The following is a 26,830-nucleotide window of genomic DNA, read 5'->3' as shown; positions in this document are numbered from 1 at the left end:
TCGCACCGCGCCACACAATTAACCGCGCCCGCCGTCAACCGCCGTACAACGACCGCGCGGGACCTCCGCGAGGCGCCGTTTCTTCCGGCGTCCGCTATACGAACGCCCGTGCCGTCGGGCGGACTCCGGACCCCTCCTGCAAGTGACCGACGCCGTCCGCTTCGCTTGACATCCGCCGAGGCGAAAACCTCCGCACGCTCCCCTGCCGCACCCGTCCGACCCCCTACTGCCGACTGTCCGGTAGTCATGACACAGGGCGACAAGCACCAGCTCACCCGCCTTTCAAGGAGGGGAAGGTCACAGGGGTCACCACTGCTTCTCGGCTGGCCACTCCCCTAGCCTGTGCCGCATGACCGCGCTCCCCGACGACGAACTCGGCCTGGCTGCCGACTTTCCCGATGCCTCCCGCGAACAGTGGCAGCGTCTCGTAGAAGGCGTACTGCGCAAGACGGGCAAGGAGGACGTCCACGGAAAAGATGCCGAGGACGCCCTCGCCACGCGACTCGAGGACGGTCTGACCGTCCAGCCGCTGTACACCGCGGAGGACGGCTCCGGCCCGGTCGGTGTGCCGGGCTTCGGCAGCTTCCTGCGGGGCTCGCGGCCCGAGGGCAACACGGTCGAGAGCTGGGACGTGCGCCAGCGCCACGCGCAGCCCGACCCGAAGCTCGCCAACGAGGCGATTCTCGCCGACCTGGAGAACGGCGTCACCTCGGTCTGGCTCACGGTCGGCCCCGGCGGCGTACCGGTCTCCGGCCTGGCCACCGCGCTCGACGGCGTCTACCTGGACCTCGCCCCGGTCGTCCTGGACACCGACGGCGACGCGGGCGAGGCCGCCCGCGCCCTGCTCGCGCTGTACGCGGACCGCGGTGTGCCCAAGGAAGCCGCGCTCGGCAGCCTCGGCGCCGACCCGGTCGGCCGGGTGGCCCGCACCGGCAGCGAGGACGGCCTGGACCGGCGCCTCGCCGAGACCCGTGAACTCGCCGCGCTGTGCGCCCGCGAGTACCCCAAGGTCCGTACGGTCACCGTGGACGCGCTGCCGTACCACGAGGCGGGCGGCTCGGCCGCACAGGAGCTCGGCTGCTCGCTGGCCACCGGCGTCGCCTATCTGCGCGAGCTGACCGAGGCGGGCCTGTCCGTCGAATCGGCCCTCGCACAGCTGGAGTTCCGCTACGCGGCGAGCGCGGACCAGTTCCTGACCATCGCCAAGTTCCGTGCCGCGCGCAGGCTTTGGGCCCGCGTCGCCGAGGTGAGCGGCGCTCCGGCCGGTACCGGTGCGCAGCACCAGCACGCGGTCACCTCGCCGGTGATGATGACGCGCCGCGACCCGTGGGTGAACATGCTGCGGACCACCGTCGCCTGTCTCGGCGCCGGTGTCGGCGGCGCGAACGCGGTGACCGTGCTCCCCTTCGACAGCGCGCTCGGCCTGCCGGACGCCTTCGCCCGCCGTATCGCCCGCAACACCTCCTCCATCCTGATCGAGGAGTCGCATCTGGCCCGGGTCGTCGACCCGGCGGGCGGCTCCTGGTACGTGGAGCAGCTCACCGAGGAACTGGCCAGGGCGGCCTGGGCCTGGTTCCAGGAGATCGAGCGGGCGGGCGGTCAACTGGCCGCGCTGCGCTCGGGCCTGGTCGCCGAGCGTCTCGCGGCGACCTGGCAGGAGCGCTCGGCCAAGCTGGCCAAGCGCCGCGAACCGGTCACCGGTGTCAGCGAGTTCCCGCACCTGGACGAGCAGCCGGTCGAGCGCGAGCCCGCGCCCGCGCCGCTCGGAGGCGGCCTTCCGCGGGTACGCCGCGACGAGGCCTTCGAGGCGCTGCGGGCCCGCTCCGACGCGCACCTGGCCGCCACCGGCGCCCGGCCGCGGGTCTTCCTCGCCGCGCTCGGCAGCGCCGCGGCGCACACCGCGCGCGCGAGCTTCGCCTCGAACTTCTTCCGGACCGCGGGCATCGAGCCGGTGCACGAGCCGGTGACGGTCGACGCCGCGAGCGCCGCCGCCGCGTACACGGCGAGCGGCGCCACGATCGCCTGTCTGTGCTCCAGCGACACGCTGTACGCGGAGCAGGCCGAGGCGGTCGCCAAGGAACTGAAGTCGGCGGGCGCCCGGCGGGTGTTCCTCGCGGGCCGGCCCGGCGAGGCGCGTACGGCGTACGAGCGGGCCGGAGTCGACGAGTTCGTCTTCGTGGGCAGCGACGTGGTCGCCGTCCTCTCCTCGGTTCTCGATCAGATGGGTGTCGCGTGATGTCGGCAAGGGCGGGGCAGCCGAGCCCCATTCCCAATTTCTCGGAGGTCGGCCTCGACGCGGACGAGCAGTCCGGCGCCACGCTCGCCGACTGGCAGGACGCGGTGCGCGAGAGCACCGGCAAGAGCGAGGCCGACCTGCTCTGGGAGACCCCGGAGGGCATCGGCGTCAAGCCGCTGTACACCGGCGAGGACCTGGAGGGCCTGGACTTCCTGGGCACGTACCCGGGTGTGGCCCCGTACCTGCGCGGCCCGTACCCGACGATGTACGTCAACCAGCCCTGGACGATCCGGCAGTACGCGGGCTTCTCCACCGCCGAGGAGTCCAACGCCTTCTACCGCCGCAACCTGGCCGCCGGTCAGAAGGGCCTCTCGGTCGCCTTCGACCTGCCCACGCACCGCGGTTACGACAGTGACCACCCGCGGGTCACCGGCGACGTCGGCATGGCCGGTGTGGCCATCGACTCGATCTACGACATGCGCCAGCTCTTCGACGGCATCCCGCTGGACAAGATGAGTGTGTCGATGACCATGAACGGCGCGGTGCTTCCGGTGCTCGCGCTGTACATCGTGGCCGCCGAGGAGCAGGGGGTGCCGCCGGAGAAGCTGGCGGGGACCATCCAGAACGACATCCTCAAAGAGTTCATGGTCCGCAACACCTACATCTATCCGCCGCAGCCCTCGATGCGGATCATCTCCGACATCTTCGCGTACACCTCGCAGAAGATGCCGCGCTACAACTCGATCTCCATCTCCGGCTACCACATCCAGGAGGCCGGAGCCACGGCCGACCTGGAGCTGGCGTACACCCTCGCGGACGGCGTGGAGTACCTGCGGGCCGGCATGGAAGCGGGCCTCGACGTGGACGCGTTCGCGCCGCGGCTCTCGTTCTTCTGGGCGATCGGCATGAACTTCTTCATGGAGGTCGCCAAGCTCCGCGCGGCGCGCCTGCTGTGGGCGAAGCTGGTGAAGCAGTTCGAGCCGAAGAACGTCAAGTCCCTCTCGCTGCGCACCCATTCGCAGACCTCCGGCTGGTCGCTCACCGCGCAGGACGTGTTCAACAACGTCACCCGTACCTGTGTCGAGGCGATGGCGGCGACCCAGGGCCACACCCAGTCGCTGCACACCAACGCCCTCGACGAGGCGCTGGCCCTGCCCACCGACTTCTCCGCGCGGATCGCCCGCAACACGCAGATCCTGCTCCAGCAGGAGTCGGGCACCTGCCGGGTCATCGACCCGTGGGGCGGCAGCGCCTACATCGAGCGCCTCACCCACGACCTGGCCCGCCGCGCCTGGCAGCACATCGAAGAGGTGGAGAAGGCGGGCGGCATGGCCAAGGCCATCGACGCGGGCATTCCCAAGCTCCGCGTGGAGGAGGCCGCGGCCCGTACCCAGGCGCGGATCGACTCCGGCCGCCAGCCGGTCATCGGCGTCAACAAGTACCGCGTGGCCAGCGACGAGCAGATCGACGTGCTCAAGGTCGACAACTCCTCGGTGCGCCAGCAGCAGATCGAGAAGCTGCGGCGGCTGCGCGCCGAGCGCGACGAGGCGGTGTGCCAGGACGCGCTGCGCGCGCTGACCGCGGCGGCCGAGGCCGGTTCCCAGCCCGGCGGCGGTCTGGAGGGCAACCTGCTCGCCCTGGCGGTGGACGCGGCCCGCGCCAAGGCCACCGTCGGCGAGATCTCCGACGCCCTGGAGAAGGTGTACGGGCGCCACGCGGGCCAGATCCGTACCATCTCCGGTGTCTACCGGGACGAGGCAGGGACGTCACCTTCCGTGGAACGCACACGCAAGCTGGTGGAGGCCTTCGAGGAGGCCGAGGGGCGGCGGCCGCGCATCCTGGTCGCCAAGATGGGCCAGGACGGTCACGACCGCGGCCAGAAGGTCATCGCGACCGCGTTCGCCGACCTCGGCTTCGACGTCGACGTCGGCCCGCTGTTCCAGACCCCGGCCGAGGTGGCGCGGCAGGCCGTCGAGGCGGACGTGCACATCGTCGGCGTCTCCTCGCTGGCGGCCGGACACCTGACGCTGGTGCCCGCGCTGCGCAAGGAGCTCGCCGAGGCGGGCCGGGAGGACATCACGATCGTGGTGGGCGGTGTCATCCCGCCGCAGGACGTCGAGACGCTCCGTGAGATGGGCGCGGCGGCCGTCTTCCCGCCGGGCACGGTCATCCCGGACGCCGCGTACGACCTCCTCACGGGCCTGGCCGCCGGGCTCGGCCACGAGCTGTGATCCGGTGCCGCGGCCTGTGAAGCGTGCCATCGACCTCGACAGCTATGCGAAGGGTGTACTCGAAGGGTCGCGGGCGTTCATCGCCCGGGCCATCACCCTCGTGGAATCGACGCGGCCCGATCACCGGGAGCTGGCCCAGCGCCTGTTGATCGAGCTGCTGCCGCACTCGGGCCGGGCACGCCGTATCGGTATCACCGGTGTGCCCGGCGTCGGCAAGTCCACCTTCATCGACGCGCTCGGCACCATGCTCACCGGGCTCGGGCACCGGGTGGCGGTGCTCGCGGTGGACCCGTCCTCCACCCGTACCGGCGGCTCGATCCTGGGCGACAAGACCAGGATGGAGCGCCTCGCGGTGGACCCGGCGGCCTTTGTGCGGCCCTCGCCGAGCGCGGGCACGCTCGGCGGGGTGGCCCGGGCCACCCGGGAGACCATCGTGGTCATGGAGGCGGCCGGGTACGACGTGATCCTGGTGGAGACCGTCGGAGTCGGCCAGTCCGAGACGGCCGTCGCCAATATGGTCGACACCTTCCTGATGCTCACCCTGGCCCGTACCGGCGACCAGTTGCAGGGCATCAAGAAGGGCGTCCTGGAGATGTCCGACGTCGTCGCGGTGAACAAGGCGGACGGGCCGCACGAGCGCGACGCCAAGGCGGCGGCGCGTGAACTGGCGGGCGCGCTGCGCCTGATGCAGCCCGCCGACGCCGCCTGGACGCCGCCCGTGCTGACCTGCAGCGCCCGCGAGGGCTCCGGCCTGGACACGCTGTGGGAACGCCTCGAACAGCACCGCACCCTCCTGGAGTCGACGGACCGGCTCACGGCCAAGCGCCGCGAGCAGCAGGTCGACTGGACCTGGTCGATGGTGCGCGAGCAACTGCTCACCCGGATGCGCGAGCATCCCGAGGTGCGCCGTCTGACCCCGGAGGTCGAACTGGGCGTACGGAACGGCGAGTTGACCGCGAGCCTGGCCGCGCAGCGGCTTCTGGAGGCCTTCGGCGGGCCGGAGGCGGCGGGACGCGGCCTGTGAGCGGCGCCCTACAGTGATCCGCGAGCAGGGCACGGCACAGTGACGTGAACCCCGGGCAGTGACCCGCGGTATCCGTCCGGCAGAGAGGACCGCGAGCCGGTGACGACCACCCCAGAGCGAACCGGGGCAGCCGAGGAACCCGTACTCCCGCGCACCGAGGGGCACTTGGGGCACCTCGTCCTCAACCGGCCGAGGGCGATCAACGCCCTCACCCATGCCATGGTGCTGCGCCTGGACGAGACCCTGGCCGCCTGGGCGGACGATCCCGCGCTCGCGACCGTGCTGATCTCCGGCGCGGGCGAGCGCGGGTTGTGCGCGGGCGGGGACATCCGCGCGATCCGCGAGTCGGCCCTCCAAGGCGGCGATCGGGCACGGGAGTTCTGGCGCGACGAGTACCGTCTCAACGCCCGGATCGCCCGCTACCCGAAGCCGTACGTCGCCCTGATGGACGGCATCGTGATGGGCGGCGGCGTCGGCGTCTCCGCCCACGGCAGTCTGCGGATCGTCACCGAACGCTCCCGCGTCGCCATGCCGGAGACCGGTATCGGCTTCGTCCCGGACGTCGGCGGCACCTACCTTCTGAGCCGCGCGCCCGGCGAACTCGGTACGCATCTGGCCCTCACCGGCCTCCCGGTCGGCGCGGCGGACGTCCTGCTGTGCGGCCTGGCCGACCACTTCGTGCCCTCCGGCCAACTGGACGCGCTCACCGAGGACTTGGCGCGTGAAGGAGCCCAGGAGGTCGTCGAGCGGTACCGGGCCGACGCACCCGAGGGCGTACTCGCCCGGCAGCGCGAGTGGATCGACCACTGCTACGCGGCGCCCACCGTGGAGGAGATCGTCGCCCGCCTCCTCGCCACCCGCCTGCCGGAGGCCAAGGAGACCGCCGAGACCCTGCTCGCGAAGTCGCCCACCTCGCTCAAGGTCACCCTCGAAGCGGTACGCCGGGCCCACCGGACCGACTCCCTGGAACAGGTCCTGGTCCAGGAGTTCCGCGTCTCGTGCGCGACCCTGGATTCGGCCGACCTGGTGGAGGGCGTCCGGGCCCAGGTGGTCGACAAGGACCGGCGGCCCCGGTGGTCCCCGGCGGCCCTGGAGGAGGTCGACGCGGAGACGGTGGAGCGTCACTTCGGGCCGCTTGCCGAGGGCCGGGACGAACTCACCTTCTGACGTCCGGGACTTGACCGCCGCCCGACCGGACGCACGCGGGTCGGGTCCGGCGGCCGCGTATGGTTCGGTGGCCGCGTACGGGTACGGGGGCGCCCGCCGCGCCCAACTCCCGCCTGCCGCACGGCAGATGGCATCCGTCCTCCGGCAATCGCCGGGCTTTCGATGGGCTTTCGATGGGCGGCTGTGATGCCCGCCCCGGAGCGCGGGCCAGATACTCGTGCATGCCTCCGGCAGCCTGGCGCCCCCTTCCCCCGCAGGGCGAACCCCCTTCCCACACTGCGGCCCGTCCGGGCTGCCGTGGGCAACCCCCCACGAAAGGAAGCGCCTTGAAGCTCCTCGACCCCCGCGGCCCCGGCCGCAAGCTGCTCGCCGCGAGTGCGGTGGCCCTTGCCGCGGTCTCCCTCCAGCCGCTGTCCGCGCAGGCAGCCCCCAAGCCCATCGTCGGCGGGACACCGGCCGCCCAGGGCGAATTCCCGTTCCTGGTCCATCTTTCGGTGGACTGCGGCGGAGCCATGTACACGAAGGACATCGTCCTCACCGCCGCCCACTGCCTGCCCGAATCCGGCCCGGACACCTCCATCACGGTCACGGCGGGCACCAACGACCTGGAGAGCCCCGACGCGCTGAAGGTCAAGTCCACCGAGGTTCTGCGCCCCTCCGGCGAACCGCTCGGCCAGGACTGGGGGCTGATCAAGCTGGAGAAGCCCCTCGACCTGCCCACGCTGCCCATCGCCACCGACGACACGTACAACGACGGCGAGTTCACCATCGCCGGGTGGGGCGCCGATGCCAAGGGCGAACGCCAGCGGCACCTGCTGAAGGCCACTGTTCCCTTTGTCGACGACGCCACCTGCGAGAAGGCGTACGGCGACAAGCTGAAGCCGACGACCGAGCTGTGCGCCGGTTATGTGGGCAAGGGCGGCATCGACTCCTGCCAGGGCGACTCGGGCGGCCCGATGTTCCGCAAGGACGAGGCGGGCGCGCTCGTCCAGGTGGGCATCGTCTCCTGGGGTCAGGGGTGCGGCGATCCGAAGTACCCCGGCATCTACACGGACGTCTCGCACTTCGCCGAGGAGATAGCCGAGGCCGCCGGAAAGCTCTGACCCGCCGCCAGGTGCGGGGTCCCGGCGCCGACTCCGGGACCCCGTACGACCAAGGGAGCGTCGGCACCCAGCCACCGGAGTGGGCGGCGGCCCGGACGGGGAGCCGGCCGTTAGCCCGACGGGCAGGTGCGTGCCGGGCTCCTCACTGGTCCCGCCGGTGGACACCGACGACGGCGAGTACAACGGCGGCGCAGGCCCACACCGCGTAGACGGTCCACGCCCCGCCGGTGCTCCAGGGATAGGCGGGCGGCGCGTAGTGGATGTCCACGAGCCGGAGCCACGCCTTGTAGGGCAGGGTGTGCCCGGCCACCGCCGACCAGCGGCGGCCGTCGGTCAGGAACAGCGGCAGGACCAGGACGACCACCACGGTGATGATCAGGGTGGCAGCCGTGTGCCGGACGACGGCGCCGAGCGCGAGTCCGGCGAGCGCGCACACCGGGGCGAGCAGGGCCGATGCCAGCACGACCCGGAGGGCTCCCGGTTCGCCCAGAAAGACGCCCGCGTCCCTGCGTTCGAGAATCGCCTGCGTCACGGCGAACGAGACCCCGGAGACGACCACGCCGAAGAGGGTCGTCACCACCGCCACGACAACGGCCTTGGCCGCCATCACCGCACGCCGGTCCGGAACCGCCGCGAACGTCGTCCGGACACTTCCCGTGCTGAACTCCCCGACGATCACCACAGCGCCGATGGCACCGAGGGCCAGCGCCATCAGGAGGGCCCCGTTCGCGGTGAACGCCTCCTGAAGAGGGATGCCGTCAGCGATGAAGGACGCACGGTCCCTCGACGTCCGCTCCGTCCAGTGGCTGTACGTGTCGTAGGCGGTACCGGCGTTGACGCCGACGACGGCCAGGGCGGTGGCCCCGTACGCGATCCAGGTGGAGCGCAGCGACCGGTGTTTGATCCACTCGGCGGCGACCACGTCACGGAAACGGGCGGGGAGTTGGCGGACGCCGGGTTCACGGGCGGCGGGCTCGCCGCCGGTGACGTCGGTCGTCGTGGGGGTTTGCGCGGTCACCGGGGGTCTCCTCCGGAAAACTGGACACTGTCGGCGGTGAGCTCCATGAAGGCCTCCTCCAGCGAGGCGGAGCGGGTGCTGAGTTCGTGCAGGGGCAGGCCGTGGCGGCGGGCGATCTCGCCGATCCGTACGGCGGACAGGCCGGTCACGGTGAGCTGCTCGCCCTCGCCTCGCACGGTGGCGCCCTCGGCGGTCAGCAGTTCGCGCAGGGCGGCCGCGGCGGGCGTGGTCACGGTGACGCTGCGCCGGTCGCCACGGGCCGAGAACTCCGCGAGGCTCTGGGCGGCGAGCAGTTCGCCACGGCCGATCACGATCAGGCGGTCCGCGGTGTGCTCCATCTCCGACATCAGATGGCTGGAGACGAACACGGTGCGGCCCTCCCGCGCGAGCCCCCTGAACAGCCCACGCACCCACTGCACCCCTTCCGGGTCAAGGCCGTTGAGCGGCTCGTCGAAGAGCAGCACGGGTGGGTCGCCGAGCAGGGCGGAGGCGATACCGAGCCGTTGTTTCATACCGAGCGAGAAGCCGCCGACGCGGCGCCGGGCGGCGTCGGCAAGGCCGACCTCGCGCAGCACCTGCTCGACCCGGTGCCGCGGGATGCGGTTGCCGCGCGCCAGTGCGTACAGATGCGCCGCCGCGCTCCTCCCGCCGTGCACGTCGTGCGCGTCGAGCAGCGAGCCGGCATGACGCAGGCCGCGCGGGCGGTCGCGGAACGGCCGGCCGTCGATGGTGACCGAGCCGCCGGTGGGCTCGGTCAGGCCGAGGATCATCCGCAACGTGGTGCTCTTTCCGGAGCCGTTCGGCCCGAGGAACCCGGTCACTTCGCCGGGACGCACACTGAAGGTCAGATCCTTGACGGCCGTGGTGGCGCCGTATCGCTTGGTGAGTGCCTTGACTTCGATCACGGTGCCCACAGTGCCGTCCGGCGTTCCCGCTCGTCGTCGGACCCGCGTGGACAATCGCCGGGCGCGGATGTCGACCCAGGTTGTACGACCGGGGGCCGATGACCGGTCGCCCGCACCCCCTTACGATCGCGGCATGCCCGCCTCACCGCCTCCGCCGTTGCCGCTGCTCAAGCGCATACCGCCGGGACTGTGGACGGCGCTGGTGTGGTGCACGGCAGCGGTACAGCCGGTGATCGAGTACGTCGTGCTGCCGCCCCGCCACGAGTACTCCCTGAGCTATCCCCGCGACGGCCTGGACTCGCCCGCGGCCCTGCTGTTGCTCGCCCTTGCCTTCCTCCTTGTTCTGGCCGGCTGTGCGCTGTTGCGCCACAGAACGACGTCGGGGTACGGCCTGGTGCTCGCCGGTACGGTCGTCTCGACGGTGGCCTGGCAGCAGAACGAGGTTCCGCCGCTGCAGTTTCTGGGCGCGGACCTGGCCCTGTGCCATGTCGCCGCCACCCGGACCCGGCGCACCGCGATCCTGGCGGCGTCGGCAGCCCTGGGGGTGCTGACCGGCTACCTCCTCCTGCGGTCGGCCACCGGAAGCGAATCGGGGACCGCCTCCGAGCCGTTCGTCGCTCTGACCGTCGTCATCGCCTGGCTCGTCGGCAACTCGGTGCATCAAGCCCGGGCCCACACCGCCGAGTTGCACGCCAGGGCGGCCGCCGAGGCGGTCACCGCCGAACGGCTGCGCATCGCCCGCGAGATGCACGACACGGTCGCCCACAGCATCGGCATCATCGCCCTCCAGGCGGGTGCCGCGGCCCGGGTGATGGAGACGCAGCCCGCGAAGGCCCGCGCAGCGATACTCACCGTGGAACAGGTGGGGCGCGAGACGCTGGCCGGACTGCGACGGATGCTGGGCGCACTGCGGCAGGCGGACGAAGCGGACCGAGAGGACGAGAAGCGGGGCGCCGCCCACCGGGATCCGGAGCCGGACGGGCCCCGGCGGCGTGCACCGGCGCCGCTGCGCCCGGCCGTCGGCCTGGCGGATCTCGAACGGCTCGCCGCGACGACCACGGCCGCCGGGGTCCGGGTGGAGGTGAGCCGTGAGGGCACCCCCCGTCCGCTCCCGGCGGATCTCGACCTCGCGGCGTTCCGGATAGTGCAGGAGGCCGTGACCAACGTCGTACGCCACGCGAACGCCGACTGCTGCCGGGTCAGAGTCGACTACGGCGAGGACGAACTCGTCGTCGACGTCGTCGACCGGGGGCGGGGCGGCGGCACGTACGAGAAGGGCGCGACGAACATGAAGCGGGCGGCAGAGGCCGGCACCGGGAACACGGGCGCCGGACTGGGGCTGGTGGGGATGCGGGAGCGGGTCGCCCTGCTGAACGGCCGGTTCAGCGCCGGGTCTTGTCCGGAGGGCGGCTTCCGGGTGACCGCCCGGCTGCCCGTGCCGACAGCGCCCAGGGCCCGTGCCGGGAACGGAGCCGGGGCCGGAGCCGCTACGAGGACGGGAGCCCGATGAGCATCCGTGTGCTGCTCGCCGACGACCAGCCTCTGGTTCGCGCGGCCTTGAACATGGTCATCACCGACACCGCGGACGTCCACGTGGTGGGCGAGGCGGGCGACGGGCACGAAGCGGTCCGACTGACCGGCGAACTCGCCCCCGATGTGGTGGTGATGGACATCCGGATGCCCGGCATGGACGGCATCGAGGCCACCCGGCGGATCACCACGGGCACGAGCGCGGCGCGGGTTGTCGTCCTGACGACCTTCGACGAGGACGACTATGTCTACGGAGCCCTGCGCGCCGGTGCCTCCGGGTTCCTGGTCAAGGACATGGCGCTGGACGACATCCTGGCCGCCGTCCGTGTCGTCGCCGCCGGAGACGCCCTCATCGCGCCGAGTGTCACCCGCAGGCTGATCAAGGATTTCGCGGACCGCCCCGGCGCGACGCCGCCCGGGCGAAGGGAACTCGACGGCATCACCAACCGGGAACGCGAAGTGCTCACCCTGGTGGGCCGGGGTCTGTCCAACACCGAGATCGCCGAAGAGCTCTGCCTCAGTGTCGCCACCGCCAAGACCTATCTGACCAGGCTGCTCGCCAAGCTCGACGCGCGCGACCGCGTCCACCTGGTGATCCTCGCCTACGAGGCGGGCCTGGTGGCCCCGTAGCACTGAGCGGGCGTGCGGTTGATCCGGACGGGCCTGGGCCAACAGACCTGATCCAACAGGGAGTTGGGGGATCTGCGTGCCGGGTACAGGTGTGCCGGCCACCGGGTGCGGGGTCCCGGCGCCGACTCCGGGACCCCGCACGACCAAGGGGGCGCCGCCGCCCGGCCACCGGAGCGGACGGCGGCGCCCGGCCGGGGAACCGGCCCGTTGCCCGCCGCTCAACCGGGCGGGCCGTCTCCCCGGGGCAGAGGCGGCTGCCCGGCGAGGTGCGCGTACTCCTCGTCCGTGAACAGCCGTGAGCGGAGCAGGAACCGGACGCCTTCGGGGACCTCCAGCGAGAAGCCGCTGCCCCGGCCCGGCACCACGTCGACGGTCAGCCGGGTGTGCTGCCAGTGGGCGTACTGGTCGGCGCTCATCCAGAACGGGGTGTCCCGCTCGACGAGGCCCACCAGTACGTCGGCGGCGCCGACCCGGAACTCGCCGCGCGGGTAGCACATCGGAGCGCTGCCGTCGCAGCAGCCGCCGGACTGGTGGAACATCACGGGACCGTGGACCGCGACCAGGGCGCGCACCAACGCGGCGGCGGCATCGGTCAGTTCGACCCGTACGACCTCGTGCCCGGGCCCGGTGCCGCGCTTGGTGCCGTCGGCTTCGGACCCCGTCATCAGAAGAACCCGAGCTTCTGGTCCGAGTAGCTGACGAGCAGGTTCTTGGTCTGCTGGTAGTGGTCGAGCATCATCTTGTGGTTCTCCCGGCCGATCCCGGACTTCTTGTAGCCGCCGAAGGCCGCGTGCGCGGGGTAGGCGTGGTAGCAGTTGGTCCACACCCGGCCCGCCTTGATCTCGCGGCCGAGCCGGTAGGCGTCGTTGCCGTTGCGGGTCCACACTCCCGCGCCGAGCCCGTAGAGGGTGTCGTTGGCGATCTTCAGGGCCTCGTCGACGGAGTCGAAGGTGGTCACCGAGACGACCGGCCCGAAGATCTCCTCCTGGAAGATCCGCATCTCGTTGCTGCCGCGGAAGATGGTCGGCTCGACGTAGTAGCCGCCCTCCAGGCCCTCGACGGTGCGCGTACCGCCGCCGGTGAGCACCTCGGCGCCCTCGCGGCGGCCGATGTCCAGGTACGCGAGGATCTTCTCGTACTGGTCGTTGCTGGCCTGGGCGCCGATCATGGTGGCCGGGTCGAGCGGGTTGCCGCCGCGTATCGCCCGGGTGCGCTCCACGCAGCGGGCGATGAACTCCTCGTAGATGGACGAGTGGATCAGGGCGCGCGAGGGGCAGGTGCACACCTCGCCCTGGTTGAGGGCGAACATCACGAAGCCCTCGACGGCCTTGTCCAGGTAGTCGTCGTCCGCGTCGAGCACGTCCGGCAGGAAGATGTTCGGGCTCTTGCCGCCGAGTTCGAGAGTGACCGGGATGATGTTCTCGCTGGCGTACTGCATGATCAGGCGCCCGGTCGTGGTCTCGCCCGTGAAGGCGACCTTGGCCACCCGGGGGCTGGAGGCGAGCGGCTTGCCCGCTTCCACGCCGAAGCCGTTGACGACGTTGATCACGCCGGGCGGGAACAGGTCCGCGATCAGTTCGATCACCAACAGCAGGCTGACCGGGGTCTGTTCGGCGGGCTTGATCACCACGCAGTTCCCGGCCGCGAGCGCGGGCGCGAGCTTCCAGGCGGCCATCAGGATCGGGAAGTTCCACGGGATGATCTGCGCGACCACACCCAGCGGCTCCTGGAAGTGGTACGCCACGGTCTCCGCGTCGATCTGGGCGATGCTGCCCTCCTGGCCGCGTACGGCGCCCGCGAAGTAGCGGAAGTGGTCCACCGTCAGCGGCAGATCGGCGGCCAGGGTCTCCCGTACCGGCTTGCCGTTCTCCCAGGTCTCCGCGACGGCGAGGCGTTCCAGGTCGGCCTCGATACGGTCGGCCACCTTGTTCAGGAGGTTGGCCCGCTCGGCCGGGGAGGTGCGGCCCCAGGCGTCGGCGGCGGCGTGCGCGGCGTCCAGGGCGAGTTCGACGTCCGCGGCGGAGGACCGGGCGACCTGGGTGAAGACCTCGCCGCTCACCGGGGAGGTGTTGTCGAAGTAGCGCCCCTGGACCGGCGCGGTCCAGGCGCCGCCGATGAAGTTCTCGTAGCGCTTGTCGAAGGTGACGAGGCTCGACGCGGTTCCCGGCTGCGCGTACACCATGGCGGCTCTCCTCGGGGCGATGCGGGGGATGCGGGGCTGCCGGGCGCGGCGTGTGCGGCCCGCCCGCGCGCACCTCGCCCGGGGGCCACTGTGCACGGCTGAGGTTGGTGAGAGGTTGGCGGACGTGGGCACGCCAATGACCGGTGGCGCGGCGGCTGTTCAGTCCCGCAGGGCCGCGTCGAGCCGCCCGGCGGCGAGCCCGCGGCGGCCGTCGCCGGGGCGCAGCAGCCGCAGCGCGTGTTCGTGGACCTGGAGGTCGTAGGGCACCAACTCGCCGTAGCGCAGGGCGTGTTCGGGGCTGTCGTCCTCCAGTACGGCATGGCGCAGGGCCACGTCGATCCGGGCCCTCCACTCGACGATGCCGGGCGCCTCGGAGTGCGGCAGCAGCGGTCCGCGGTACAGGCGCAGCGCGGTCGACAGGTCGCGTGCCCGCAGGGCGTGCAGGACCTGGACGGCGTCGCAGTCGACGGGCAGGGTCAGCGCGTAGGTGCCCTTGGACAGCGCCCCGTCCAGGGCCCGCCGCAGATGGGACACCTCGGCCTTGAAGGTGGAGGCGCTGACCTGCCGGTCCCCGTAGAGGGCCTGGCGCAGTTGCTCGGGGCGGCGGCCGTCGGGTTCCAGGGCGAGCAGGACGAGGATCTCCCACTGGCGCGGCGGCAGCCGCAGCGGGATGCCGTCCCGGTGCGCGGACTCGCGGCCGAGGCAGTTCAGGCGCACGGCGCCGTGCGGGGAACGGGAGTTGTCCTCGCCGGTGCGCAGGCGGGCCTCGATGCTGGAGACCAGGGTGCGCACCGTGGTCAGGGCCAGCGGGTGCGAGCGGTCCCAGGTGGTGGACAGGTCCAGGACGCCGAGGGTGCGGCCGCGGGCGTCGCGGATCGGGGCGCAGTAGCAGGTCCAGCTGTGCAGCGCGGCGACCAGGTGTTCGGCGGAGAAGACGGTGCTGGGGCGGCCGTTGTGCAGCGCGAGGGACAGGGCGTTGGTGCCCATGGCGGGCTCGTCCCAGCAGCCGCCCGGCGCGAAGTTGACGCGTTCGGCCCGGCGGCGCATCACCCGGCCGCCGCAGGTCCACAGAATCGTCCCGGACTCGTCGGTGACCGCCGCGATGTATCCGGCGTCCGCGATGCTGCGCATCTCCCCGGCCAGTTCGGTGACCGGCCGCCGCAGCGGCGAGGTGGTCCAGCGCGCGCGGATCTCGCCCGCGTCGCTGTCGGGGGCGCTGTCGCGGCCCGGGTCGACGGTGCCGAGCGACCGGCGCCAGGAGTCGGCGACCTCCGCGCGCGGGACGGCGGCGGACGGTGCGGCCGCCGGTCCCGTCCCGCCTTCCGGCCAGAACTCCCGCGCCACCACGCCCCCGGCCGCCAACTGCGGTACGTACCGGGACCATTGGGCCTGGAGCGTCGCCCTGTGCTGCCGGAGTCCACCACGCGCTGACATGGCCTGTCCTCGACTCCTTCACCGTCCGCGAAGCAATGGGCTACCCATCGTGACGCAGATCCGCGCCCGGCGCACCGGTGTCTTTCGGCTGACCGGCGCGAGCGCGGAGCGAGCGGGAGCATTCGGCCCCACCGCGCGCCCCGTTCACACCAGCAACCGGTCGATCACCCGGCCGAACAACCGCCGCCCCGCGAAGGCCAGTACGGGATCGAGGAAGCCCGGCACCCACCGCACCCGCAGCTCCTCCTGCCACTGGGCACGCGAGCCGCCGACGCCCGCCGGGTGCACGGCGATCTCGGCGTGGCCGGTGGCGAACCGGCCGCGCTTCTCGATCCGGCAGTGGCCCGGGTCGGGTCCGGACGGCGGGTGCCAGGACACCACTTCCATGGGGTCGTCGAAGCCGAGGGGTCCGAGCCCGGTCCGCGCCACGAACCGGGTGCCCCTCCCGCCGGGCGGCGCGACGAGCACGGTGATCCGGGTCAACGGCACCCCCGCCGCGTGCCGCTCCCACTGCGTCAGCCGCCGCCAGGTCTCGGACGGATCGTGGGCGGACGTACGGACAAGCCGGATGAAAGCCACCGGAGGATCCTACGACGTGCCGGTACGGCCCGGTCGCAGGACGGGGACCGCACGCCGCACCGACATGGATTCGAGGGAGGCGTGGGCGTCGGGGCCGGCCCGGCGCCTGCCCACTGCGCCCAGGTCGGCCACCCCGGCCGTCACCTCAACCTCAACTACCCTCCCCCACGGGCCGGTTGTCGGCCGGAGCGTCCTCCACCGGGGTCCGCGACGGGTCCAGGCTGTCCATGAAGGAGCTGACCGAGAAGACCGCGCGGCCGGGGCCCGCGGGGCCGTACCCGGGGGGCGAGGAGAGGCCGAACTCGTCCATCGTGGAGCGGTAGGCGTCGAGCAGCCGGATGTGGTACTCCAGCGGCGCGCCCTGCGGGTTGGCCTTGCCGAGCGGGGTGGTGGGCTCGGGGCACCAGGTGGTGAACCGGGGCGTGATGCCGTGCGACATGAAGAAGCGCAGGCCCTCGGTGGTGGACGCGATGGCCTCGTCGACGGTGGTGAAACCGAACGGCTCGGCCATCTCCACGCCCGCCACGAAGTTCGGGATCACATTGCGTGCGCCGAAGACGTCGGCGGAGTCCAGGATGCGGCGGTGCCACTCGTCACGGCCGACGTAGCGCTCCTTGCCGGGGCAGTACAGCTCGAACAGGCGGCGGTCCCACACCTCGTAGTTGGGGTGGTAGATCTGCACGCCGTAGTCGTGGAAGCGCTTGACGTCGTCCTTGGGCAGGGCCTGGGCGACGACCTTGCCGATCCAGCGGCCGGGGAAGCGCTCCTCGATGGCCTTGGCGTACTGGCCGTAGAAGTCGGCCTCGTCCCGGCCGCCGATGTGGGACGTGATGGCGCCGCCGGTCAGCGTGTAGGCGGTGGAGGACTTGGTGGTGTCGTACTTGTCGATCAGGGCCAGCGCCTCCAGGACCTCCTCGACCGGCTTGACGCCGGTGTAGGGGCGCCCGGCGGCCTTGTGCTGGCGCCAGTTGTGGTTGATGTCGCAGTACTGGCACTCCTCCTTGGCACCGAAGTACTGGCAGACCCGGAACACCGTGAGATAGATCAGGTAACCCCACTGGATGGTCGGCGCGACCTCCATGACGGACTTGCCGTTCTCCAGGGTGTGCCGGTAGTAGTCCGGCATCGGCGGCAGGCCGACGTCGGCGATCCGGGACCCGTCCAGGTAGAGGCCGAGCATGCCGTCCTCGCCCGCGGCGACGCGGTAGGGCGACTTCGGGTTCACACGGACCGAGACCACGGTGCGGCGCAGGTCGTACGGGCCACCGGTGAGGACGATCTCCTCCGGCGGGCGGCGCAGCGCGGCGGCGCCGAGTTCGGGCAGCGTGCCGTGGTCGAAGGAGAAGATGAAGTAGGACTTCGGCTTGACGTCGCCCGCGGCCTCGTTGGCGGAATCGCTGAGGGCCGATTCGTCGAAGGCGATACCGCCGCGCAGCAGGTCCTCCTTGAAGACCGCCTCGCGCGGCACGTGCGGGAACCGCTCCATCAGATCTTCGACCAACGCGGTGCGCCCGGCGCCCATGTCGTCTCCCTTGCCTCTCGAATCCATCGAGTCTCATCGAGTTCAGGTCGCGCGCCGCGGGGTCACCGCACACACGTTCCGGTCTCACGGTATGCCTTCGGTGCGGCGCTCCGGGGACCGCCCTCGGCACAGTGGGCCGCGCCACGTGGCGCGAAGGCCGCGGCGCGTCCGCGCGTGGTGGCATATCCCTTGAACAGAGGACGTCCTACGTCCTAGCGTGGCGCGCTACCGGTTGTCGGCCCGTGCGTTCCCGAGCGGGGGCCGCGGCCGGTTCCGGATTGGTGCGCGCACAGCGAGGAGAACGATGAGCAGCTCGCCCCAGGCAGCCGACCCCCTCCCCTACTACGAGCAGGTCAGGCCGGAGACCGGCTGTCTGCCGCCCCGTTCCTGGTACGCGCGGACCGACGCCGTTCGGCTCGCGCTGTCCGGCGGTTGGCGGTTCCGCCTGGCCGCTTGTGCCGACGCGCACGACGCGGCCTTCGCGGCGCCGGACTACGACAGCGACGGCTGGGACACCGTCACGGTGCCGGGCCACTGGGTGCTCCAGGGCCACGGCGCCCCCGCGTACACCAACACCCCGTATCTGATCCCGCTCGACCCGCCGCGGGTCCCGGACGAGAACCCGACCGGCGACCATCTGCACGCCTTCGAACTGCCCGCCGACTGGCCCGCGCAGGGCGAGAGCGTGCTGCGCTTCGAGGGCGTGGAGTCCTGTGCCCGGGTGTGGCTGAACGGAACGGAGCTCGGGGAGTTCAAGGGCTCGCGGCTGCCGCACGAGTTCGCCGTCGGCGCCCTGCTGCGACCCGGGCGCAACGTCCTCGCGGTACGGGTGCACCAGTGGTCCGCGGGCACCTATCTGGAGGACCAGGACCAGTGGTGGCTGCCCGGCATCTTCCGCGAGGTCGCCCTGTGGCACCGGCCGGACGGCACCGGCGCGGACCACTTCGTGCACGCCTCCTACGACCACCTCACCGGCGAGGGCACGCTACGGGTCGAGTCGACCGTGCCGGGCCGGGTCCGGGTGCCCGAACTGGGTGTGGACGTGGCCACCGACGAGCCGGTGACCCTCCCGGTCGCGCCGTGGAGCGCCGAGTCCCCGCGCCTGTACGAGGCCGAACTCGCCCTGCCCGGCGAGCGCATCGCGCTGCGCGTGGGCTTCCGCACGGTCACGGTCCAGGACGGACTCCTGAAGGCCAACGGCCGCCGCATCCTGTTCCGCGGCGTCAACCGCCACGAGTTCCATCCCCGTACCGGCCGCGCGGTCGACGCCGAGACGATGCGGGCCGATCTGCTCCTGATGAAGCGGCACAACGTCAACGCCGTGCGCACCAGCCACTATCCGCCGCACCCGGCCTTCCTCGAACTCTGCGACGAGCTCGGCCTGTGGGTGATCGACGAGTGCGACCTGGAGACCCACGGCTTCCACGCGGTCGGCTGGCGCGGCAACCCGGTCACCGAGGAGCGCTGGACCCCGGCCCTGCTCGACCGGGCCGCGCGCATGGTGGAACGTGACAAGAACCACCCCTCGGTGATCGTCTGGTCGCTGGGCAACGAGTGCGGCACGGGCGCGGGCCTCACCGCGATGGCCTCCTGGATCCGCGAGCGCGACCCCTCCCGCCCGCTGCACTACGAGGGCGACCCGTCCTGTGCGGACACCGACATGTACTCGCGGATGTACGCGCCGCACGCCGAGGTCGAGCAGATCGGCCGCGGCGAGGACGACGGCCCGCCGCGCCGCGCCCAACTTCCGTTCATCCTCTGCGAGTACGGGCACGCCATGGGCAACGGCCCGGGCGGACTCGCCGAGTACCAGCGGCTGTTCGAGAAGTACGAGCGCTGCCAGGGCGGCTTCGTCTGGGAGTGGATCGACCACGGCTTCGCCCACGAACGCCACGGCTTCGCCTACGGCGGCGACTTCGGGGAGACCGTGCACGACGGCAACTTCTGCTGCGACGGCCTGGTACTCCCCGACCGCACCCCCTCCCCCGGTCTCACCGACTTCAAGAAGGTCGTCGAACCGGTGCGGATCGAGGGTGGTGACGCCGCCAACTCGGCCCGCATCACCAACCGTTACGACTTCGGCGACCTGTCGCACCTCACCTTCTCCTGGTCCTACGCGGCCGACGGCGAGGTCCTGGCCGAGGGCACCCTGGACGTACCGCCCCTCGAACCCGGCGAGAGCGCCGAACTCAAACTGCCGCCCGCGCCGGTCGGCCGCGAGGTGGGCGAGGAGACGCACTGGACCCTGCGCGCCACCCTGACCGAGGACACCTCCTGGGCGCGGCGCGGACACGAGGTCGCCTGGGGGCAGTTCACCGGCACCGCGCGCCCGGCGGCCAGGCCCGTCTCGGGGGCCCGCCCGCGGCGCTCGGACCCCGCGGAGGGTCACGACAGTAACGAGGGCCAAGGGAGGCAAGGGGGGCAACTCACCCTGGGGCCAGCGGTGTTCGACGCCCGTACGGGCTCGCTGCGCTCGCTCGGCGCGGTGCCCGTGGAGGGGCTCCAGCTCGCCGTGTGGCGGGCGCCGACCGACAACGACAACGGCGCGCCGTGGCTGCCGGACACCGAACTCGCCAAGCGCTGGCGGGCGTTGGGCCTGCACCGGATGCAGCACCGCGTCGACTCGGTGACGGTGTCCGACCACGCCGTCATCGTCGACGGCCGGTCCGCGCCGGCGGCCACCGATCTGGGCCTGGCCACCCAACTGCGCTGGACCGCCGACGGCGACTGGATCACGGTCGCCGTCACCGTCACCCCACAGGGCGACTGGAAGCTGCCCCTCCCCCGGCTCGGCCTTTCGCTGGCGCTACCTGGCGGCTTCGGGGCGGCACGCTGGTTCGGCGGCGGCCCCGGCGAGGCGTACCCGGACACCCGCGGCGGCGTCCGGCTCGGCCGCTGGGACAGCACCGTCGACGCGATGCAGACCCCGTACGTGCGCCCCCAGGAGAACGGGGCCCGCCCGGACGTCCGCTGGGCCGAACTGTCCAACGGCACAAGGACGGTACGCATCGAGGGCGAGCCCGGTTTCTGGTTCACCGCCCGCCGCTGGGACACCGCCCACCTGGACGCGGCCCGCCACCTCACCGACCTCACGCCCTCCGACCGGGTCTACGTGAACCTCGACCACGGCCAGCACGGCATCGGCTCGGCGTCGTGCGGGCCCGGGGTGCTGCCGGAGCACAGCCTTGTGGTGGGGCCGACGGAATTCTCGTTCACGTTCGGGGTGTTGGGGGCGCGGGGTGGGAGGGGCTGAGGTGGTGCGGTAGGTCGTGCATGAGGGGCCGGTCCGCGCGGAGGGGGCGCTGGGCCGGTCCTGGCCTTGGTCCTAAGTGTGTTGTTCGGGGACGTGTGCCGCCGCGCGTCGGCCCGGGGCACCGCGCAGTGCGGCGCCCCGGGCCGGTGGCGCAGCCACGGCGCCGTACGGGCGATCAGCCGGCCGGATTCTGCCCCAGCCGGTCGACCACGCTGACGTCGAGGAGCGCTACGTCGTCCGAGCCGAGGTAGGCGAGGTGCTTGTCGAAGACCCAGACCTGCCGGTCCTCGCCGTCGCCGAAGGCGAGCCCCACACCGGAACGGCCGGACGCGTCCTCGGCGCCGTCGACCACGGTGATGCCCGGGATCCTGGCGGCAGCGCGGTAGAGGGTGGCGCCCACATCGGGCAGCAGGGTGGCCCCCTCGAGCATACTGCCGATCATCTCCAGAGCGGCTTCCTCATGGGTGGGACCCTGGCCCTCGGTCGCTGACCACACCTTGTCGTACAGCGCGCCGGGGTCGGTGGGCAGGGCCTGCAACTCCCGGTAGGTGGTGGCGTTCGGGTCGGCCTGGAGCCGCATGTCCGTAGTGCCCTTGCCGGAGGGGCCGGACAGGACGGTCGTACGGGCCAGCCCGTCACGTCGGCCGTCGACGGCGTGCCAGTCCGCGCGGCGGAAGGTGTCCAGTCCCTTGTCCGTCAGATCCTCGGTGCCCTGGATGAGGGTGTAGACGTACTGGTCGTCCCGTATGGCGGGAGCGTCCTTGGCGGCGGTGACCGTGGCGATGCGGTCCAGCAGCGCGACGGCTTCCGAGTCGGTGGCGGGCCCGGCCGGGTCGTCGCCGCCGACGGTGAGGACAGTGGTGAGGACCGCGGCGGCGGTGACGGGGACGGCCAGCAGGACCACCGCCCGCCGCAGCCGCCGGGGCCGGACCCGGCTGGCGCCGGCCGGCGCCGGGGTGGGGGTGGGAGTGGGGGCTTCCTTGGTGATCTCCTGCATGAGATGGGCCTCCATCAGCGTCATCCGGTCGCTCGACAGGACCGGGGCACCCGGGCTGGGCAACAGCCCGGCCAGCTCCTGGCGTTCTGTGGGATTCATCGGTCTCTCTCCTGTGCCGACCGGGCCGTCGCGGCTCGGTCATCCGGTTCCTGTCCGCGGGCGGGGAGGCGTCTCGTTCTTCCGTCGATCACGGTCATGTCCCTTCCGGCCGGTGCTCCGGCACGGCGCGCCAACTCGCTCTCGGCCAGCCGCCGCAGGCGCTGCCGGGCGCGGGCGAGCCGGGAGCGCACCGTGCTGACCGGCACCCGCAGGGCCGCGGCGGCGTCGGCGTAGCTCAGCTCGGACCAGACGCACAGCGCGAAGACCTCGCGTTCGCGGGGACGCAGTTGTCGCAGGGCGGCCGTGGCGGCGGCGAGCCGTTCGGCGTCCTCGAGACGGCCGATCAGGGTGTCGGCGAAGTCGGGCACCGTCCCGGTGCCGGACCGTCGGTCGGGGAGGCGATCGAGGGCGGCCCTGTGCCGCCGGGCCGCGCGACGGGTGTTGCGCAGCACGTTGGTGGAGATGCCGAACAGCCAGGCCCTCAGACCGTCGTCGTTGTCGCTGTCGCTGTCGCTGTCGTTGTCGTCGCTGTCGTCGTTGTCGTCGTGCCGGGCGCGTGCGGCGAAGCCGCCGTCGTCCAGGAGTTTCTCCCGTAGCCGCCAGGCCTCCAGGAAGGTCAGCGAGACCACGTCCTCGGCCGGGCCCGGGTCACCGAGCCACCGTGCGGCGTGCGCGTGCACGGCCTGCGCGTGCTGCCGGAAGAGGTGGGCGAACGCCTGAGCGTCACCGGCTCGTATGCGAGCGCGTAGGGAAAGGTCCACGTCACCTCCTGTCCGCTCGCCGCGGGCCGTCCCGGTGACGTGTGTCACGGCGGGCTCGGCGGCCACCCACCGATCACCGAGTGAACAACGCTGCGGGTCAATGCACCTGGTGACCTGAGTCGGAGATTTGTCATTGGTTGGGTAAGAGTCCGGGTCCGAAGATTCCGCCGTTGTTGGTGACTGATGCCCAACGGGCCGTGCTGGACGCCGTAGCCACGACTACATCCGGGCAGGAACGACCACCTTGTTCGCGGCCCTGGAGGTGGCCACCGGCAAGGTGATCGGCTCACTGCACCGACGCCACCGGGCCATCGAGTTCAAGAAGTTCCACGCCAAGCTCGACAAGGAGGTGCCTGCGGGTGGTCGAACTGGCGGGGCCTCACTCGTGCGGCAGCAGGGTGCCCAGTGGTCCGAGGTCGAGGTTGAGGTCCTCCCGGCGCAGGTCGTGCTGCTCGCAGAGTGCGTTCATGCGGTCCTCCAGCAACAGCAGCGTGGTGCCCACCTTCTCCACCTGGTCGTCCGTGAGGTCGCCCTCGTCGAAACGGCGCACGGCCTGCCGCTCCATCAACTGCCGCAGCAACTCAACGACGGTCAGGACGAGGGAGACGAGGTCGCGGCCGGCGTTGTCGGTGTCCAGGTCGACTCTGCCTGCGCTCACAACGGCCCTCCGTCCGCCCAGGGGGCGGGAACTCGCTCGCTCACCGACGAAAGCAGTGCATGCAGGGACAGCCGGACAAGGGGTACCTCGGCGATGGCGATCACGATGTCGCCGCTGACGACAACGCCCGTCGCGAGCACGCGGTCGAGGAGATCGACCAGCGGTACCCCGATCGGTGCGCCCGCGTCGGGTCCCTCCCAGGCCACCACCTCAGGTGTGGTCATCGGTGTCCTCGCTGTCCACGAACGAGTACGCGGGCCACGGTCCCGAGACGTCGATCTCCACGCCCTCGAGGTGCGGCTCACGGCGCAGCCGGTCGACTGCGGCGGCCAGTTGGTCGCCGCGACCGCGCGTGACGAGGTAGGCAGCGTTGAGGAGTTGAGTACGGTCGGGTCCGGTGGCCTCACTGCCATGAGTTCGGAGCCGGCGGGTGGCCACCGAAAGGTCGCGCAGGGTCAGATCCACGGCTCGTGCCGCTTGCAGTGAAGCTTCCCGTCGCTGTTGCCGAGCCCTCTGCCGACCCCGCACCAGGTCCAGATAGGCGCGGCCCGAACCGGCTGCGGGTGCCACACTGCCCTGATCGGCAGCCGACGCCGTGGCAAGTGCAGCCCCCGGCACGGTGTGCACTTTGACCCCCCACTCCTCCCGCCCCTCCACCCGGTCCAGGGCAGCATGGAACCGTGCCTGGTCAGAGGTCAGCGCCGCGACGGCACGATCGTCACCGTGGTAGACCGTGGCCAGGGGCAGTGGGAGTGTCGCGGCACAGCGCGCGACGGCACAGACCACGGCATGGTGCGTCCGGGCGAACAGTTCGAGCCCTTCCCGGTCGGAGAGCCGCGCGTGCAGGGCCTGCTCACCGAACGCTGCCTCCGGCACGTCCTGGACCACGGCTTGCAGGGAACCGACCGGCAGCAGACGGACGGACACCGCGGCCTCGTGCCCGGCCAGGCCGGTGAGCGCCGCAGGTTCGCAGCCCCGGCAGACGGCGAAGACGTACGTCGCGGTGGACTGGTTCGTGGACATGGTCACCGGCATGGGTGCGACTCCTTCAACGCTCCGAATCCAGCACGGGGGTGTCCGACTCCAGCGCCTCGAGCCGTTGGCGCAGGCGGCTGTTCTCCTCCGCGAGGGCATTGTGGGCAGCACGTGAGGAGAGGGCGGGGTCGGTCTCCCACCAGTCGATGCCCGCCTTCTTGGCCGTGTCCACGGAGGCGACGAACAGCCGCAGCCGAATCGTCAGGAGTTCAATGTCCAGCAGGTCGACCTTGATGTCACCCGCAATCACAATTCCTTTGTCCAGGACCCGTTCGAGGATGTCAGCGAGGTTTGACGTCGTTGGACCGGAGGCCACGGGGGAAGCAGAGCGGTAGTCCAGGTCGGTCATGCTGCTTCACTCCTCCTCTTCGTCATCCTCTTCCTCTTCTTCCTCTTCTTCCTCGTCCTCACCGTATTCGCCGTCCGCGCCCTCGTCCGCCTCGTCTCCGTTTTCTTCGTCCTCGTCTTCGTCGTATTCCTCGTCCTCGAGTTCTTCGTTGCTTTCCGCGTTCTCGTCGTCCTCCATCCCCTCCTCGTGGCTTCGGACCACCTCGCCATCGCGGATCTCACCGCGCCAGCCGTCGATCTCCTCCTCCACGCCGAGGGTCACGTACCGCACGAAGTGCTTGAGGTCGAGCCGCAGCCGACGCCCCTGGGCGCGCCACAGATTGCCGGTCTTCTCGAAGAAGCCCGACGGGTAGTACTCCACGACGGCGACGATGCGAGTGAGGTTCGGAGCAAGCTCGTGGAAGGTGATCGAGCCCCGGGTGCTGCCCTTGGAGCCCTCGGATGTCCAGACGATCCGCTCGTCGGGCACCTGTTCCTCGACGGTCGCCTTCCACCCGCGTGTCGAGGGACCGACCTTGACCTTCCAGTCGGACTCGACCTCGTCGCTCTGTGAAACGCTCCTGACGCCCTTGGTGAAAGCACTGAACTTCTCGAACTGGGTCCAGTGGTTGTACACGGTGCGCAGCGGCACACCGACGTCGATGGTCTCGACGATGTTGGTCACCTTGGTGTCCCCACCCCCGCCGCCTCCCCCTCCGAACGCCTTTTTCACTTTGTCACCGACCTTGTCCTTCACGTCCGCAGCCTTTTCCTTGGCAAAGGACGTGAAGGGATTCTCGCCGCCGAGGATCCGGGATCCGGTCTTGCCCAGTACCCCCCCGTTATCCGCGACATCGGTCAGGCGTTCCGTGAGGCCGGACACCTTCTCTCCGGCTTTGTTGGCCAAGTGCTCGGCACCCGCGCCGAGGTAGTTCATGAACTCGTCCCGCACGCGGTCGAGTGTCGCGTTGCCCCCGGATTCCTTCTGATCACGCTGCGCCATGGTTCTCTACCTCCCCCGGCCCGAACGGGCGGTCGACTTCTTCGCGGCAGATTTCTTCCTGCCGGCCGCCTTCTTCGGGGGCGCGGCCTTCTTCGCCGTGGCCTTCTTCGCGGCCGTCCTCTTTGCCGGTTTCTTCTTGGCCGCCGTCTTTTTGGCCGCTGCCTTCTTGGCGGCGGTCTTCTTGGCTGGAGCCGATTTCTTCGTATCCTTGAGTTCCGCAGCCCTGCGGGCGGGCGCGTTCAGCTTCTTCGCCGACTTTTTCGCCGGCTTCTTGGCAGCCTTCTTGGCAGTTTTCCTCGGCCTCTTCCTGGCACCCGCCCGCCCGCGGTCTTCGCGCGGTGAACGCCGGTGTGCTGCCGGGCGCCTTACAGGCGGCTCCTCTTCTTCCTCTTCTTCTTCCTCTTCTTCTTCCTCTTCGCCCTCCTCCGGTTCCTCTTCCTCCTCGTACTCTCCGGCTTCTTCCTCGCCCTCGTCCTCCTCGTACTCCTCGCCCTCCTCGTCCTCCTCGTCCTCCTCCAGCGGGATGCCGAATGCCTCACTGCGCTCGCGCAGGGCGTCGGCGAGGCCGTTGAGGCGCGCGTCGGCAAGGGCAGAGAGCGCGGACCGTCCCGCCGTCATCAGTTCCTCTTGCACCTGCTCTTTCAGAGGCGCGAGCTGAGGCGACTCGTTGAGCTGTTTCAGACCTTCCGCGAGGAGATCCTGCGGGCTCAGGCGAAATCTCCGGCCAGCGATGAAGGTGGCCACGGCAAAGGCCAGTTTGGCCTTCTTCGTCCGCCCCAGCAGATAACCCCCCGCAACGGTCGCCGCGAGCGCGACCTTCGTTGTGTCATCCATGAGCAGTTCCTTTTGATACGTGACGGTCTACGAATGCAGTTTCGGCCGGAGGGAGCGGAACCGGGTGAGGTGTGGGCGTCCGCCTTTCCAGAAGGTCGAGCAGGCGCTCTTCCTCTCGCTCGAACTGCTCGCTCCCGATCTCTCCGCTCTCGTACGCCTCATGAAGAGCGCCGAGCCGGGCCCGCAGTACGGCGGGGTCGTGCAGTTCCTTTTCCGCGGCGTCGACAAGCCGTTCGGCCACCCACGTCACACCGCGCACGGGTGCGAGCGGCAGCAGCAGCACTCCACTCAGCAGGCCCATC

24 protein-coding genes and 1 pseudogene are annotated in these 26,830 nt (G+C 71.1%); 9 read left to right on the top strand and 16 right to left on the bottom strand.

The annotated features are described in order from the left end of the window. The first annotated feature begins 349 nt into the window (after positions 1 to 349). The 5 genes from mutA (at position 350) to HUT18_RS29905 (ending at position 7,761) form a co-directional block, all read left to right on the top strand. A complete protein-coding gene (gene mutA / locus HUT18_RS29925; RefSeq protein WP_176103655.1) occupies positions 350 to 2,236 on the top strand; it encodes a methylmalonyl-CoA mutase small subunit in 1,887 nt (628 codons plus the stop codon). Continuing rightward, positions 2,236 to 4,467: a methylmalonyl-CoA mutase gene (gene scpA, locus HUT18_RS29920; RefSeq protein ID WP_176103654.1), complete on the top strand. Its 2,232-nt coding sequence runs from the start codon at positions 2,236 to 2,238 to the stop codon at positions 4,465 to 4,467. The genes mutA and scpA overlap by 1 nt, the downstream gene beginning before the upstream one ends. Before the next feature lie 16 nt (positions 4,468 to 4,483). Beyond that, on the top strand, positions 4,484 to 5,491 hold the full coding sequence (gene meaB, locus HUT18_RS29915; protein ID WP_176103653.1) for a methylmalonyl Co-A mutase-associated GTPase MeaB: 1,008 nt from the start codon (positions 4,484 to 4,486) through the stop codon (positions 5,489 to 5,491). Positions 5,492 to 5,590: 99 nt separating this feature from the next. Then, positions 5,591 to 6,658: an enoyl-CoA hydratase/isomerase family protein gene (locus HUT18_RS29910; RefSeq protein ID WP_176103652.1), complete on the top strand. Its 1,068-nt coding sequence runs from the start codon at positions 5,591 to 5,593 to the stop codon at positions 6,656 to 6,658. Between the two features lie 326 nt (positions 6,659 to 6,984). Next, complete coding sequence (locus HUT18_RS29905; protein ID WP_254878871.1) at positions 6,985 to 7,761, top strand: trypsin-like serine protease; 777 nt, start codon at positions 6,985 to 6,987, stop codon at positions 7,759 to 7,761. A 142-nt stretch (positions 7,762 to 7,903) separates the two neighbouring features. Here HUT18_RS29905 and HUT18_RS29900 read toward each other — a convergent pair whose 3' ends face one another. Both HUT18_RS29900 and HUT18_RS29895 read right to left on the bottom strand, forming a co-directional pair. After that, positions 7,904 to 8,779, bottom strand: a complete 876-nt coding sequence (locus HUT18_RS29900; protein ID WP_176103650.1) for an ABC transporter permease — start codon at positions 8,777 to 8,779, stop codon at positions 7,904 to 7,906. Continuing rightward, positions 8,776 to 9,684, bottom strand: a complete 909-nt coding sequence (locus HUT18_RS29895) for an ABC transporter ATP-binding protein (protein WP_176103649.1) — start codon at positions 9,682 to 9,684, stop codon at positions 8,776 to 8,778. Before HUT18_RS29895 ends, HUT18_RS29900 begins: the two co-directional genes overlap by 4 nt. Positions 9,685 to 9,817: 133 nt before the next feature. Between HUT18_RS29895 and HUT18_RS29890 the strand changes: the two genes are divergently transcribed. Together HUT18_RS29890 and HUT18_RS29885 are read left to right on the top strand one after the other, a co-directional pair. Continuing rightward, a complete protein-coding gene (locus tag HUT18_RS29890; RefSeq protein ID WP_176103648.1) occupies positions 9,818 to 11,194 on the top strand; it encodes a sensor histidine kinase in 1,377 nt (458 codons plus the stop codon). Then, complete coding sequence (locus HUT18_RS29885; RefSeq protein WP_176103647.1) at positions 11,191 to 11,844, top strand: response regulator transcription factor; 654 nt, start codon at positions 11,191 to 11,193, stop codon at positions 11,842 to 11,844. The genes HUT18_RS29890 and HUT18_RS29885 overlap by 4 nt, the downstream gene beginning before the upstream one ends. Positions 11,845 to 12,062: 218 nt before the next feature. On the opposite strand, the gene HUT18_RS29880 is transcribed toward HUT18_RS29885, so the two are convergent. The 5 genes from HUT18_RS29880 to HUT18_RS29860 all read right to left on the bottom strand — a co-directional run bounded on the left by HUT18_RS29880 (position 12,063) and on the right by HUT18_RS29860 (position 17,561). After that, positions 12,063 to 12,509: a DUF779 domain-containing protein gene (locus tag HUT18_RS29880; protein ID WP_176103646.1), complete on the bottom strand. Its 447-nt coding sequence runs from the start codon at positions 12,507 to 12,509 to the stop codon at positions 12,063 to 12,065. Further along, entirely contained in the window at positions 12,509 to 14,026 is a 1,518-nt protein-coding gene (locus tag HUT18_RS29875) for an aldehyde dehydrogenase family protein (protein ID WP_176103645.1), read from the bottom strand. The genes HUT18_RS29880 and HUT18_RS29875 overlap by 1 nt, the downstream gene beginning before the upstream one ends. A 159-nt stretch (positions 14,027 to 14,185) precedes the next feature. Beyond that, positions 14,186 to 15,460: a helix-turn-helix domain-containing protein gene (locus HUT18_RS29870; RefSeq protein WP_176103644.1), complete on the bottom strand. Its 1,275-nt coding sequence runs from the start codon at positions 15,458 to 15,460 to the stop codon at positions 14,186 to 14,188. A 144-nt stretch (positions 15,461 to 15,604) separates the two neighbouring features. Beyond that, positions 15,605 to 16,039 carry an SRPBCC family protein gene (locus HUT18_RS29865; protein WP_176103643.1) on the bottom strand — a complete coding sequence of 145 codons (435 nt, stop codon included), beginning with the start codon at positions 16,037 to 16,039 and terminating at the stop codon, positions 15,605 to 15,607. Positions 16,040 to 16,190: 151 nt separating this feature from the next. Further along, on the bottom strand, positions 16,191 to 17,561 hold the full coding sequence (locus HUT18_RS29860; RefSeq protein ID WP_254879114.1) for a radical SAM protein: 1,371 nt from the start codon (positions 17,559 to 17,561) through the stop codon (positions 16,191 to 16,193). Between the two features lie 304 nt (positions 17,562 to 17,865). Between HUT18_RS29860 and HUT18_RS29855 the strand changes: the two genes are divergently transcribed. Further along, positions 17,866 to 20,814, top strand: coding sequence for a glycoside hydrolase family 2 TIM barrel-domain containing protein (locus HUT18_RS29855; protein WP_176103642.1), 2,949 nt, complete (start codon positions 17,866 to 17,868; stop codon positions 20,812 to 20,814). Positions 20,815 to 20,989: 175 nt separating this feature from the next. Here HUT18_RS29855 and HUT18_RS29850 read toward each other — a convergent pair whose 3' ends face one another. Both HUT18_RS29850 and HUT18_RS29845 read right to left on the bottom strand, forming a co-directional pair. Then, positions 20,990 to 21,910, bottom strand: a complete 921-nt coding sequence (locus HUT18_RS29850) for a CU044_5270 family protein (protein ID WP_176103641.1) — start codon at positions 21,908 to 21,910, stop codon at positions 20,990 to 20,992. Continuing rightward, on the bottom strand, positions 21,907 to 22,671 hold the full coding sequence (locus tag HUT18_RS29845; protein WP_176103640.1) for an RNA polymerase sigma factor: 765 nt from the start codon (positions 22,669 to 22,671) through the stop codon (positions 21,907 to 21,909). Before HUT18_RS29845 ends, HUT18_RS29850 begins: the two co-directional genes overlap by 4 nt. A 208-nt stretch (positions 22,672 to 22,879) precedes the next feature. Between HUT18_RS29845 and HUT18_RS34025 the strand changes: the two are divergent. After that, a pseudogene (locus HUT18_RS34025) lies at positions 22,880 to 23,026 on the top strand (IS630 family transposase); the annotation flags it as partial. 24 nt (positions 23,027 to 23,050) lie between these two features. Here HUT18_RS34025 and HUT18_RS29840 read toward each other — a convergent pair. Genes HUT18_RS29840 through HUT18_RS29810 form a run of 7 tightly spaced genes read right to left on the bottom strand, consistent with a single transcriptional unit; the run spans position 23,051 to position 26,829 of the window. Then, positions 23,051 to 23,329 (bottom strand): gas vesicle protein K, encoded by a 279-nt coding sequence (locus tag HUT18_RS29840; protein ID WP_176103639.1) that lies wholly within the window; start codon positions 23,327 to 23,329, stop codon positions 23,051 to 23,053. Continuing rightward, positions 23,326 to 23,553 (bottom strand): gas vesicle protein, encoded by a 228-nt coding sequence (locus HUT18_RS29835; protein WP_176103638.1) that lies wholly within the window; start codon positions 23,551 to 23,553, stop codon positions 23,326 to 23,328. Before HUT18_RS29835 ends, HUT18_RS29840 begins: the two co-directional genes overlap by 4 nt. Continuing rightward, positions 23,540 to 24,364, bottom strand: a complete 825-nt coding sequence (locus HUT18_RS29830; protein WP_254878870.1) for a GvpL/GvpF family gas vesicle protein — start codon at positions 24,362 to 24,364, stop codon at positions 23,540 to 23,542. Before HUT18_RS29830 ends, HUT18_RS29835 begins: the two co-directional genes overlap by 14 nt. 13 nt (positions 24,365 to 24,377) lie before the next feature. Beyond that, a complete protein-coding gene (gene gvpJ, locus HUT18_RS29825; protein ID WP_176103637.1) occupies positions 24,378 to 24,713 on the bottom strand; it encodes a gas vesicle protein GvpJ in 336 nt (111 codons plus the stop codon). Between the two features lie 6 nt (positions 24,714 to 24,719). Next, a complete protein-coding gene (locus HUT18_RS29820; RefSeq protein WP_176103636.1) occupies positions 24,720 to 25,694 on the bottom strand; it encodes an SRPBCC family protein in 975 nt (324 codons plus the stop codon). Between the two features lie 6 nt (positions 25,695 to 25,700). After that, on the bottom strand, positions 25,701 to 26,528 hold the full coding sequence (locus HUT18_RS29815; RefSeq protein ID WP_176103635.1) for a histone protein: 828 nt from the start codon (positions 26,526 to 26,528) through the stop codon (positions 25,701 to 25,703). Continuing rightward, positions 26,521 to 26,829 carry a gas vesicle protein GvpG gene (locus HUT18_RS29810; protein ID WP_176103634.1) on the bottom strand — a complete coding sequence of 103 codons (309 nt, stop codon included), beginning with the start codon at positions 26,827 to 26,829 and terminating at the stop codon, positions 26,521 to 26,523. The genes HUT18_RS29815 and HUT18_RS29810 overlap by 8 nt, the downstream gene beginning before the upstream one ends. Position 26,830 lies beyond the last annotated feature (1 nt).

This window comes from Streptomyces sp. NA04227, assembly GCF_013364195.1.
Lineage (GTDB): Bacteria > Actinomycetota > Actinomycetes > Streptomycetales > Streptomycetaceae > Streptomyces.
Note: the sequence above shows the minus strand (reverse complement) of the source record. Positions and strands in the feature narration are given on the sequence as shown.

Excerpts from the sequence above, each read along its gene's own strand:
- gvpJ (WP_176103637.1), bottom strand. The coding sequence starts at position 24,713 with ATGACCGACCTGGACTACCGCTCTGCTTCCCCCGTGGCCTCCGGTCCA.
- HUT18_RS29835 (WP_176103638.1), bottom strand. The coding sequence starts at position 23,553 with ATGACCACACCTGAGGTGGTGGCCTGGGAGGGACCCGACGCGGGCGCA.
- HUT18_RS29885 (WP_176103647.1), top strand. The coding sequence starts at position 11,191 with ATGAGCATCCGTGTGCTGCTCGCCGACGACCAGCCTCTGGTTCGCGCG.
- scpA (WP_176103654.1), top strand. The coding sequence starts at position 2,236 with ATGTCGGCAAGGGCGGGGCAGCCGAGCCCCATTCCCAATTTCTCGGAG.
- HUT18_RS29880 (WP_176103646.1), bottom strand. The coding sequence starts at position 12,509 with ATGACGGGGTCCGAAGCCGACGGCACCAAGCGCGGCACCGGGCCCGGG.
- mutA (WP_176103655.1), top strand. The coding sequence starts at position 350 with ATGACCGCGCTCCCCGACGACGAACTCGGCCTGGCTGCCGACTTTCCC.
- HUT18_RS29850 (WP_176103641.1), bottom strand. The coding sequence starts at position 21,910 with ATGAATCCCACAGAACGCCAGGAGCTGGCCGGGCTGTTGCCCAGCCCG.
- HUT18_RS29875 (WP_176103645.1), bottom strand. The coding sequence starts at position 14,026 with ATGGTGTACGCGCAGCCGGGAACCGCGTCGAGCCTCGTCACCTTCGAC.
- HUT18_RS29870 (WP_176103644.1), bottom strand. The coding sequence starts at position 15,460 with ATGTCAGCGCGTGGTGGACTCCGGCAGCACAGGGCGACGCTCCAGGCC.
- HUT18_RS29830 (WP_254878870.1), bottom strand. The coding sequence starts at position 24,364 with ATGCCGGTGACCATGTCCACGAACCAGTCCACCGCGACGTACGTCTTC.
- HUT18_RS29815 (WP_176103635.1), bottom strand. The coding sequence starts at position 26,528 with ATGGATGACACAACGAAGGTCGCGCTCGCGGCGACCGTTGCGGGGGGT.
- HUT18_RS29820 (WP_176103636.1), bottom strand. The coding sequence starts at position 25,694 with ATGGCGCAGCGTGATCAGAAGGAATCCGGGGGCAACGCGACACTCGAC.
- HUT18_RS29855 (WP_176103642.1), top strand. The coding sequence starts at position 17,866 with ATGAGCAGCTCGCCCCAGGCAGCCGACCCCCTCCCCTACTACGAGCAG.
- HUT18_RS29860 (WP_254879114.1), bottom strand. The coding sequence starts at position 17,561 with ATGGGCGCCGGGCGCACCGCGTTGGTCGAAGATCTGATGGAGCGGTTC.
- HUT18_RS29810 (WP_176103634.1), bottom strand. The coding sequence starts at position 26,829 with ATGGGCCTGCTGAGTGGAGTGCTGCTGCTGCCGCTCGCACCCGTGCGC.
- HUT18_RS29890 (WP_176103648.1), top strand. The coding sequence starts at position 9,818 with ATGCCCGCCTCACCGCCTCCGCCGTTGCCGCTGCTCAAGCGCATACCG.